Annotated in this window: 10 protein-coding genes; all 10 read right to left on the bottom strand. The window is 50.5% G+C overall.

Annotation, left to right across the window (positions count from 1 at the left end; translation table 11 throughout):
- Window positions 1-638, bottom strand: a 638-nt coding sequence (locus GF404_07240; GenBank protein MBD3381974.1) for an SIS domain-containing protein, incomplete at its 3' end; no start/stop codon positions are given.
- Entirely contained in the window at window positions 631-2,484 is a 1,854-nt protein-coding gene (gene ptsP / locus GF404_07235) for a phosphoenolpyruvate--protein phosphotransferase (protein MBD3381973.1), read from the bottom strand. The genes GF404_07240 and ptsP, both read right to left, overlap by 8 nt.
- A complete protein-coding gene (locus GF404_07230) occupies window positions 2,414-2,689 on the bottom strand; it encodes an HPr family phosphocarrier protein (protein MBD3381972.1) in 276 nt (91 codons plus the stop codon). Before GF404_07230 ends, ptsP begins: the two co-directional genes overlap by 71 nt.
- An 18-nt stretch (window positions 2,690-2,707) precedes the next feature.
- Window positions 2,708-3,808 (bottom strand): DNA-protecting protein DprA, encoded by a 1,101-nt coding sequence (gene dprA, locus GF404_07225; GenBank protein ID MBD3381971.1) that lies wholly within the window; start codon window positions 3,806-3,808, stop codon window positions 2,708-2,710.
- Window positions 3,780-4,793: a GTPase ObgE gene (gene obgE / locus GF404_07220; protein ID MBD3381970.1), complete on the bottom strand. Its 1,014-nt coding sequence runs from the start codon at window positions 4,791-4,793 to the stop codon at window positions 3,780-3,782. The genes dprA and obgE overlap by 29 nt, the downstream gene beginning before the upstream one ends.
- 1 nt (window position 4,794) lies before the next feature.
- Window positions 4,795-5,559, bottom strand: a complete 765-nt coding sequence (locus GF404_07215) for a TIGR00159 family protein (GenBank protein ID MBD3381969.1) — start codon at window positions 5,557-5,559, stop codon at window positions 4,795-4,797.
- Between the two features lie 81 nt (window positions 5,560-5,640).
- Window positions 5,641-6,486, bottom strand: a complete 846-nt coding sequence (gene folP / locus GF404_07210; GenBank protein ID MBD3381968.1) for a dihydropteroate synthase — start codon at window positions 6,484-6,486, stop codon at window positions 5,641-5,643.
- 7 nt (window positions 6,487-6,493) lie between these two features.
- Complete coding sequence (gene hflB, locus GF404_07205) at window positions 6,494-8,338, bottom strand: ATP-dependent zinc metalloprotease FtsH (protein ID MBD3381967.1); 1,845 nt, start codon at window positions 8,336-8,338, stop codon at window positions 6,494-6,496.
- Between the two features lie 116 nt (window positions 8,339-8,454).
- A complete protein-coding gene (gene hpt / locus GF404_07200) occupies window positions 8,455-8,976 on the bottom strand; it encodes a hypoxanthine phosphoribosyltransferase (GenBank protein MBD3381966.1) in 522 nt (173 codons plus the stop codon).
- Window positions 8,977-8,986: 10 nt separating this feature from the next.
- A partial coding sequence (gene tilS / locus GF404_07195; protein MBD3381965.1) for a tRNA lysidine(34) synthetase TilS occupies window positions 8,987-10,336 on the bottom strand: 1,350 nt, incomplete at its 5' end.

Below are 10,336 nucleotides of genomic sequence, written 5' to 3'. Positions count from 1 at the left end.
GGCAACCGTCCGAACATCTTATTGGCAACTTCGATCGCCAGGTTTTCCTGCTTGTCGATAATATACTGCTTGACGTTGTCACGCAGAAACTCGATGCAGGCCGTGATTTCATCATCGAGATCAGCAATAAACCCGAGCCTCGAGAGCATAACCAGCATCGGCATGAAGGAATACCCCAAGGCCGCGCGGGGAGGAAAACCGGGTGGAATGGTCACTACCGTGAAACCATCGGCTTCAGCTTTCTTTTTCAGGTCACCACCGGTTGTGACAGCAAAGATTTTCGCGCCTCTCGCTTTGGCGTCATTGTAAGCGGACAAAGTCTCTTCAGTGGTACCGGAATAACTAGACAGTATGCACAGGGAATTTTGGTCGACATAGTCGGGCACCAGGTAATGACGGCAGATCTGGAAAGGCACCTTGATTCGGTAGGTCAAAAAAGTACGCACCAGGTCACCGCCGATCGCTGATCCACCCAATCCGCAAACCACGATATTTTTGATTCCGGAGATATCAATATCCGGTTTTGCGCTGTCCTTTCCGATTTTGAAACCTTCTTCGAGCTGGGAGGGAAAATCGACGATTTTACGATACATCCCTTCCTTATCGTACTCCTCGAGGAGTTTTTTTAAATCAGCCATTTTTCACCTCTGCTTTTTTTCGCGTGGAATTGTTTGAAAAATTCCGGTCATAATCTTTAACCAGGGCCCGTGTAACTTCCTGTTCTGTCGAATACTTGAGAACCTTGCGGGCGAACTTCATCGCCTCTTCAAAGTCTATCTTGTGCAATATATTCATGATTACAGCGATCGAGGCCGGATTCATCGAAAGTGAATCGACACCCAGCCCGACCAAAAGCTTGGCGGCCAGCGGATCACCAGCGATCTCTCCGCAGATTCCGACCGGGATACCTGTTTTATGACCGGCTTCCACGGTTATTTTGATAGACTTCAATATGGCTGGATGGAAAGCCTGGAAATGACGTGCCACCCGCAGGTTATTGCGGTCGACCGCGAGCGTATATTGGGTCAGATCGTTGGTACCGATCGAGAAGAAATCCACTTCCCTGGCTAAAGCGTCAGCGATTTGCACCGCCGCGGGAGTCTCGATCATAATCCCGACTTCGATTTTATGATCAAAGGGCACACGCTTCTTCTTCATGTCTTTTTTAATCAGCTCTATTTTCTCGCGCGCCGAGCGGACTTCTTCCAGGGTGGAAATCATCGGCAGCATGATCTTTATATTTTTTTGTGAGGATGCGCGCAGAATCGCCCTGACCTGCGTTTCGAAGATATTGGGCACATCCAGCGCAAAACGAATCCCCCGCCATCCCAAAGCCGGGTTGATCTCAATATCGGATTTATAGAAATCGGTCAGCTTGTCACCGCCCAGGTCGAATGTCCGCAGGATCACGGCCTGTGGCGCAAAGGTACGCGCGATATCAGTGTATATCTTTTTCTGTTGTTCCTCGGTCGGAAATGTGGAATACTGCAGGTACAGAAACTCGGTACGGTAGAGGCCGATCCCGATCTGCTCCTGCGCCAGCACTTTATCGATATCCGTCGGTATATCCAAATTGGCGGTGATATCGACTTTATGTTCATCACGAGTGGCCGAGGGCAGTTCACGGATCAATTTCAGCATCTGCAACTGCTTGATCCGGCTCTGCTTGGACATCTCGCGCGATTGTTCATACTCTTCATCGCTGGGATTGACAATCACAACTCCACGATTACCGTCGACAATCATCCGGTTACCGGCTTCTATCTTCTTATGGGCCTTGACCGCGACTACGGCAGGTATTCCCAGAGAACGGGCGAAAAGCCCCATGTGGGAGGCGGCGCCCCCTTTCTCGGTCACGAATCCAACCACGTTCATATCCGGCATATCCATGATTTCGGCCGGGGTAAAATAAGCCGCGAATAAAATCGAAGGGTTCTTGAAACCGATCTGTTTGATATTGTGGTTACCCAGAAGATGGGTCAGGATATGGCTGGAAACTGTCTCGATGTCACCGATCATATCGGTCATGTAGATATTCTTGTTGCGGGAAAACATCTCGATATTTTCGTTGACTGAGGCCGTAAAGGCGGAGACCGCGGAATAGCGCGATTCGGTGATCTTATCTTTGATCTGGTTGAGAAACTCGACATCGCTCAAAATAAGCAGCTGGGCATCGAGTACGCTCGGCAAATCATGGAAGTTAGAGGCTGAAGCATGATTACGCATCGTCTCCAGTTCTGCACGGGTTTTGTCGAAGGCTTTTTCGAGCTTACCAATTTCCGCTTTAATCTGTTTTTCAGGAACGATCTCTTCTTTGTACTCGGGGAAACCGGAAATATGCAGGGCCGCCTCTCCGCAGGCCACCCCGGGCGAGGCTGAAATTCCGGTCAATTCATATCTTTCCCCTGAGGCTTTACTCATCGTAGGCTTCCTTGAACTCCGATCCGAGAAGCAGATAGATAGCTTCGACCGCATCATTTTCATCCGGACCTTCCGCTGAGATAATCACGGTCGAGCCGAACTCAGCGGCCAGCATCATGACACCCATGATAGATTTACCGTTGACCTTGAGCCCGTCCTTTTCCAAAAAGATATCCGCGTCAAAGGTGGCCGCGGTCTTGACCAGCTGAGCCGAGGGCCTGGCGTGCAGACCTAACTTGTTGGCGATTTTTACTTCTTTACTATACAAATTAACAATATAGTCGTATCAGAACCGTTTGACAAACATTTTTCCCGACAACTGCTCCACGAGCCCGGTCAGTTCCAGATCGAGCATAATCTCCAGAGTCTGTGAAACGGAAATATTAGCTTTTTTCACGATCTTGTCAATATGTTGTGGTTCATCACTTAAAAGATCGTAAACCTGCCTGCGATCATCGCTCAGTTCAGCCACCTGTTCTGGTTCCCTGGATTTTTTGATAGGGATGATGAATTTCAATTCCTCCAGAACGTCTTCCGCGCAGGTCACCAGTTTTGCACCCTCTTTGATGATCCGATTTGTGCCGGAGGAAGTCTTGGAGGTGATGTTGCCCGGGACTGCAAACACCTCGCGTCCCTGCTCAAGGGCATGTTCCGCGGTTAACAACGCGCCTGATTTTTCACCGGCCTCGACCACTATTACCCCAAGACTCAACCCGGAAATAATCCTGTTCCGGCGGGGAAAATGATGACGATCGGGATGGACTCCGAGAAAAAACTCCGACAGAGCGCATCCGTTCAACACCAGATTCCTGTAAATTGCCTTGTTTTCGGGTGGATAGATCACATCCAGACCGCTTCCGAATACCGCCGCTGTCTTACCACCCGCTTCCAGCGCGGCACGATGAGCGATACTGTCGATTCCACGCGCAAAGCCGGAAACGATTGTTAAGCCGGCCTGTGCCAGTTCAGATGCCAGTTTTTCAGCCATTCGTTTTCCATAGACCGAAAGGCTTCTGGAACCGACGATGGCTATGGTTGGCTCAAAAAGACAGCTCTCATCCCCTTCAAGATAGAGAAAGGGCGGAGGATCATAGATATTCTTCAGCTTATCCGGATACTCAGGACAACTAACAGTCATGAATTTGAAGGACCCCTGCTCGAACAGTTTTTGTTGCCGGTCGCAGAGGGCCTCGTCGCCGCCCCTGCCGATCGCTTCAACTACTTTCGGTCCGACATTTTCGAGTGCCAGGAGTTGATCTTTCGACGCTTTGAAGACTTCAGCCGGTGAACCAAATTGCCGGATCAAGCGCAGGCACCCGATTATCCCTATATGAGGCACTGTGTAAAGTTTCAGCCAGTCACGAATCTTCCGTGAGTCGCTTATCATCGTCTATTTCCTTTTTATCCATCAACTCAGCCAGCTTAGCTTTAACCTGATCCAGGTTGATCTCTTCTTTGGCCGAGATAAACAGGTAACCCCCGTCCAGTTCGGCCTTCCAAAGCTCAAGAGTCTCATCATCCCAGAGATCGATTTTATTTATACAAATCAGTTCAGGTTTTGACAAGAGTCTCCAGTTATATTCCCGCAATTCGTTGTGCAGAGCCTGGAGATCCTGCATAAAATCCTGACGGGTACCATCTAACATATAGAGCAATATGGAAGTACGTTCGATATGTCTCAAAAACTGAAGACCGAGCCCCTTGCCACGGCTGGCACCTTCGATGATTCCAGGAATATCGGCCATTTTCAGCGAACGGTATTCCTCCACTGCGACAATACCAATGTTTGGGATCAGGGTCGTAAACGGGTACTCGGCGACTTTCGGCCTGGCTCTCGAGAGCGTCTTCAAAAGGCTGGATTTACCGGCGTTGGGATATCCTACCAGTCCGACGTCGGCGATCAAACGAAGCTCCAGGCGCAGTCTTTTCTCTTCTCCGGGACGACCCGGATCTGCCCGACGAGGAGCCTGGTTAGTGGGCGATTTGAAATGGTCGTTGCCTCTGCCACCCTGCCCGCCTCTGGCCGCCAGGTAGGTTTCATTGTCGTCGACCAGGTCAGCCAGCACTTCCTCGGTCTCAGCATCGTAAACAATAGTTCCGGGAGGCACGCGAACATAGACATCCTCACCTTTGGCTCCACTGCGCTTGCGCCCCTTACCAAAGCCACCTTTTTCTGCCTTGTATTTTTTGCGATACTTGAGGTCCATCAGCGTGTTCAGGTTCGCATCGACGACCAGGTAGACTGATCCTCCATTACCACCGTCGCCACCATCAGGCCCGCCCTTGGGCAGGAATTTTTCGCGCCTGAATGAGACTGCGCCGGGTCCGCCGGCACCGCTCTCGACTTCGATTTCAACCAGGTCGATAAACATTTCAGGAATTATTCAAAACTTCCGTGAGGCTTTCCCTCAGAGTTAGTTTCTCGAGGTCGCGTTTAAACCTGCCCTCGACTGTAAGTGAAATCGCTCCGGTCTCTTCCGAGATCACCAGACAGACCGCATCGGATTCTTCGCTGACACCGATCGCCGCCTTGTGACGCATTCCAAACAGGTCTGCATAACGCGGATTCTGTGTCATCGGGAGCATACAGGCGGCCGCAATCACTTTCTCGTTGCGCACTACCATTGCGCCGTCATGCAGGGGGGTATAGGGTGTAAACACTGTTGTTATCAAATCTGCCGAGACATCGGCATTGACCGCGCGTCCGGTTTTGATGATGTTCTTGAGTCCGACCTGACGCTCGATCACGATCAATCCTCCGTAACGGAGTTCGGAGAGACGAATCGCCCCGCGTACGATTTCTTCCAGCGCGGTTTCGTCTTTGCTTTTTATAAAGCGCCGCATGAAACGGGTATGGCCGATCTGGGCCAGCCCACCGCGGATCTCCGGCTGAAAAACCACCACAAGGACAATAAAACCGACCGTGGCCAAATTGGAAAAAAGCCAGGTCAAGCCATCGAGCTGGAACCAGTAAGCCAAAAAAGCGACGATAAAGATGATTACCAGCCCGATCAGTATCTGGGCTGAACGGGTTCCCTTGACAAGCTCTAAAAGCTTGTACACGATAAAACCCACGATACAGATATCGAGAAAGTCGATGATAGTGAATTTCAGAAACTGGTAGCTGAAAATCTCCATATTATCCTCAGAAACAACAGGATAGTAAGATATTATATTTTATCGAAATGAGCAAGCAGATGATTGCTCTGCAGAAATTTTTCAAACCCTGATTATCTTTTCGACCGTCCAGAGCGCTTTTTTAGTTGGAGCTACATCGTGCACCCGGACGAAATTGGCTCCACCGGCCACAGCCATCGCCGCCACAGTCAGGGATTGCTCAACTCTCTGATCAACCGGATAACGGTCGTTGTCGGACAGAAAACGCTTGCGCGAAGCTCCTGCCAAAAGCGGCAAGCCGAAATCCTTGAATTCCCAAAGATTATTTATAATCCTGAAATTGTGGTCATAGGTTTTACCGAAACCAATACCGGGATCGAGGATCAGCCTTTCGCGCTTGAGCCCGGCTCGCTCGGCAAGGTCAATACTATTTGTAAAGTAGGCCTTGATTTCGCCTATCAGGTCGTCGTAAACAGGATTTTTCTGCATCGTGCGGGGTTTGCCTTTAATGTGCATCACCACAACAGGAACGTCGTGTTTTAGTGCTACCTCGACCATCTCCGGATCTCCCTGCAATCCGGTCACATCGTTGATCAGCGAAGCTCCCGCTGAAACCGCTGACCTGGCAACTTCAGCCTTGCAGGTATCGATCGAAAGTGGAATATCAATTTCGCTTCTGAGCGCTTCAATAACGGGAATGACGCGCTCGAGTTCAACCTCGGCCGAAACCGATTCTGAGCCCGGACGGGTCGACTCACCGCCAATATCTATTAAATCTGCACCCTCATTGACCATCTGAACCGCATGACGCCGGGCTTTATCGAGGCTATCAAAATGGCCCCCATCAGAAAAAGAATCAGGTGTTACATTTAGAATCCCCATCAGGTAGGCGCGGGAAAAATCAAATTCAGAGTCACCTATCCTGAGCGGGGTAAGATCTCTTGCCATCGATTCGTTACGCCTTGGGGGAGGGTGATGATTCGGTGACTTCCTCGGTGTCTTCGCCCCGGATGATCCGCTCCAGGTCAGCCGCATCGAGAAGTTCCTTTTCCAGAAGCTCAAGCGCAATCCTGTCGAGGATTTCTTTGTTTTCGCTTAACAGTTTTTCAGCGGTTTGTTCGGCCTGATCGATGATCTGCCTGATTTCTGAATCAATCAGGCGCGCAGTTTCTTCGGAATAGTTGCGCTGACGGGAGAGTTCCTTGCCGAGAAAGACCTCGTCCTTTTTCTGGCCGAAAGTCAAAGCCCCAAGTTTATCCGACATTCCCCAGTCGCAGACCATCTTGCGTGCCAGGTCGGTAGCCCGCTCCAGGTCATTTCCAGCACCTGTTGAAAGATGATCGAAGACCAGTTTCTCGGCAACTCGACCACCCATAAAACGCACCAGCATGCTTTCCAGGTAATCTTTGCTGTATGTCCTGCGCTCATCGACAGGAAGCGAGGAGGTCTGCCCCAAAGACATTCCGCGCGGGATAATCGTGACTTTATAGACCGGGTCGGCTTTGGGTAGAAGCTTTCCGATCAGGGCATGACCGGCTTCATGGTAAGCGGTATGCTTTTTCTCTTCCTCATTGATCACCAGCGATCGGCGCTCGGTGCCGAGGATAACCTTGTCCTTGGCATCATCGAAATCTTCCATCAGGACCTTGTCGTGATTTCGACGAGCCGCCAGAAGCGCTGCCTCGTTAACGATATTGGCGATATCCGCACCCGACAATCCGGGTGTAGCGCGCGCCAGGACCTTGAGGTCGACATCATCAGCCAGGTTGATCTTGCGGGCATGAACCTCGAAAATGCCTTCCCGGCCATTCACATCGGGCTGATCCACAACGATCCGGCGGTCGAACCTTCCCGGGCGCAACAATGCCGGATCGAGCACATCGGGTCGGTTGGTGGCCGCAATCAGGATCACACCCTCGTTGGAATCGAATCCGTCCATTTCCACCAGAAGCTGGTTGAGGGTCTGCTCACGCTCATCGTGGCCACCGCCCAGTCCGGCTCCGCGATGTCGGCCAACCGCGTCGATCTCGTCGATAAATATGATACAGGGAGCGTTCTTCTTACCCTGTTCAAACAGGTCGCGTACCCTTGAGGCACCCACACCTACAAACATCTCCACGAAATCAGAACCGGACATGGAGAAAAACGGCACTCCCGCCTCGCCCGCCACGGCACGAGCCAAAAGCGTCTTGCCGATTCCAGGTGCTCCCAGAAGCAGGGCTCCTTTGGGAATCTTACCCCCGAGCTTCTGGAACTTGCCGGGCTCTTTGAGAAATTCAATTATTTCACGCAATTCTTCCTTGGCTTCCTCGCACCCGGCCACATCCGCAAAGGTAACCTTCGGACCGGTATCGGAGGCCAGCTTGGCCCGGCTTTTTCCGAACGAGAACAGCCCTTTCGGACCGCCCGACTGCATCTGCCTCATCATGAAAAAGAAAAACAGAATCAGGAGCAACCAGGGCACCATGCCGATTAAGAAAGTTATCCAGCCCCAGTCGTCGATACGAGCCTTGACCTCGACATCCTGTGTAATCAAACGGTCAACTTCATCCTGGGTCAATAGCGGCAGGACGGTCTTGAATTTCTTGAAATCCTGCGTTACACCGTTGTAGGTCCCACTGTAAGGCTGACGGAACTTGCCCTCGACATTGCGTTCGGAAACTACTACTTCAAGTATATTCCCATTGTTAAGTTGCTTGATATAATCGGAGTAATCCAGGTCGGCCACATCCCCGCCACTGGGCGAAAGCCTGTTGAAAGCGAAAATAAATACAATGATTATGATCACCCAGAAGATCAGGGTTCGACCTGATTTCTTCCAGTTGAACTCATCACGACCCGGACCGCCGGGGACCTTTTTCTTTCCACGCGGATCGGGAGGCTTATGCTCCGGCTCCGAATTTTTATAAAAACTGCTCAAATCCTTTTTTCCTCATCTTTATATGCTATATACGGCAGACCTCGAAAACGTTCCGCCTGATCGAGACCATAGCCGAACACGAAATGATCCGCAATTTCAAATCCGCGGTACCTAATATCAATATCGACTTCACGTCGTTCACGTTTATCCAAAAGTGTTACGATCGCAAGCGAAGCTGGTTCCCGGTCCCGCAAACATTGATAGATATACCTCAGAGTTCGGCCTGTGTCAACAATATCTTCGACAATTAAGACATCTTCGCCCTTAATCTCCCGTTGGAGACCGTAAAGCAGTTCCAATTCCTCAGGCATATCACTTTTATCACTGTAACTTGAGACGGTCATAAAATCGATTTCATGTTCGATCGTGAGACTGCGTGAGAGATCGGCCAGAAAAACAAATGCCCCCTTAAGTATCCCCACCAGCACAGGCGTTTTCGACGAATAATCAGAATCGATTTCGTGAGCCAGATCATTAACCCGCTTTTGGATTTCCCCTTTGCTGATTAGTTCAATCAAATCTTCAGATTCACTCGACTTTCTTAACAAAATTGGTCACCCAAAGTTTCACTATTTGACGCGATTGAGAATCCAGCTTGAAGGTCTCTGAGATCTCCTGCCCGACAACCCAGGCGATCCTGTCATCGGAAACCAGAAGCGGAACCTCTCTTCTGAGCGCGCTCGGGAATTTGCGGTCGGTAAAGAAATCTCCAAGCTTCTTTGATCCGGACAAACCCAGCGGTCGAAACCTGTCGCCCTCACGGTACTGCCGAATATAAACGGAACCGCGCAGTTTGTCAAAGTCGAGGATCGCCCCCATCCGGCCATGATCGTTGCGAGGTGTTTCCTCGATCGAATACTGTTCAGAATACAACCTGATATTATATTCCGGCAGATCCGTAACACCCGGAATATCAACTGCTCTCTCTGGTAATTCACCACAGGACTTAAACACCACCAGGCAGTCGTCCCCTTTCTCAATCGAAATCCCACAGCCGAGATCCGAACGTTTGCCAGTCTCAGCAGAAGTCAGGTCTACCGCTTTTTTGATCATCTCGAACCCGGATTGATTCCGTTCGCCAGAACACAGCCTGCGGTATAATTCAGCGATCAGGTAATATCTTTCGATTTCATGCAGGTCCGTAAGTCCCGCCAGGTCGACTAAGAAACTGCCCTGGAAGCTGGATGTTACCAATTGTGAAATGGAATCTGCGGTTTTTGACCGGAGGTAATCATCGCTCATCTGCGCTATCTCCGCCAACCGCAATACAGCCGATTCAATTCGCGGATTAACATCTTCTCGAAGTAAAGGTAAAATCTTGTTGCGAAGCCGATTGCGGGTATAATCCAGACCATGGTTGGTGCGGTCGAGACGATATTCAAGACCATTCTTTTCGAGAAACTCGAGTATAGCAGACTTTGGCGTGGATAGAAGCGGCCTCACGACTACACCATCGCGCTTTTTGATTCCCCCCAGACCGGACAGTCCACAGCCACGAATCAGGTTACCGAGCACCGTCTCTACTTGATCGTCCTCGGTATGACCCAGCGCAATCTTGTCCAGTTCATATTCATACAGCAGTTCATAGAAGAACTTCATCCGGACACGTCGAGCCTCAGCCTGAAGGTTACCGGCTTCTGTCTTGTAAGAATTCAGATCCTCTCGGTGAACATGAACAGGTAAACCGAGCCTATCGGCCAATTCACGGCAGAACTTTTCATCCAGATCGGAATCCTCTCCACGTAGTTTGTAGTTGACATGAGCCAAATGCAAATCCAGGGATAACCGCTCCCGCAGATCATGAAACAGATATGCGAGGCAAACCGAGTCCGGTCCCGCGGATAACCCGACCAGGATTTTGTCTTTTGCCTTGAATAG

It is taken from the genome of Candidatus Zixiibacteriota bacterium (assembly GCA_014728145.1).
Classification (GTDB): Bacteria; Zixibacteria; MSB-5A5; order JAABVY01; family JAABVY01; genus WJMC01.
This window is presented reverse-complemented; position numbering and strand designations above follow the sequence as displayed.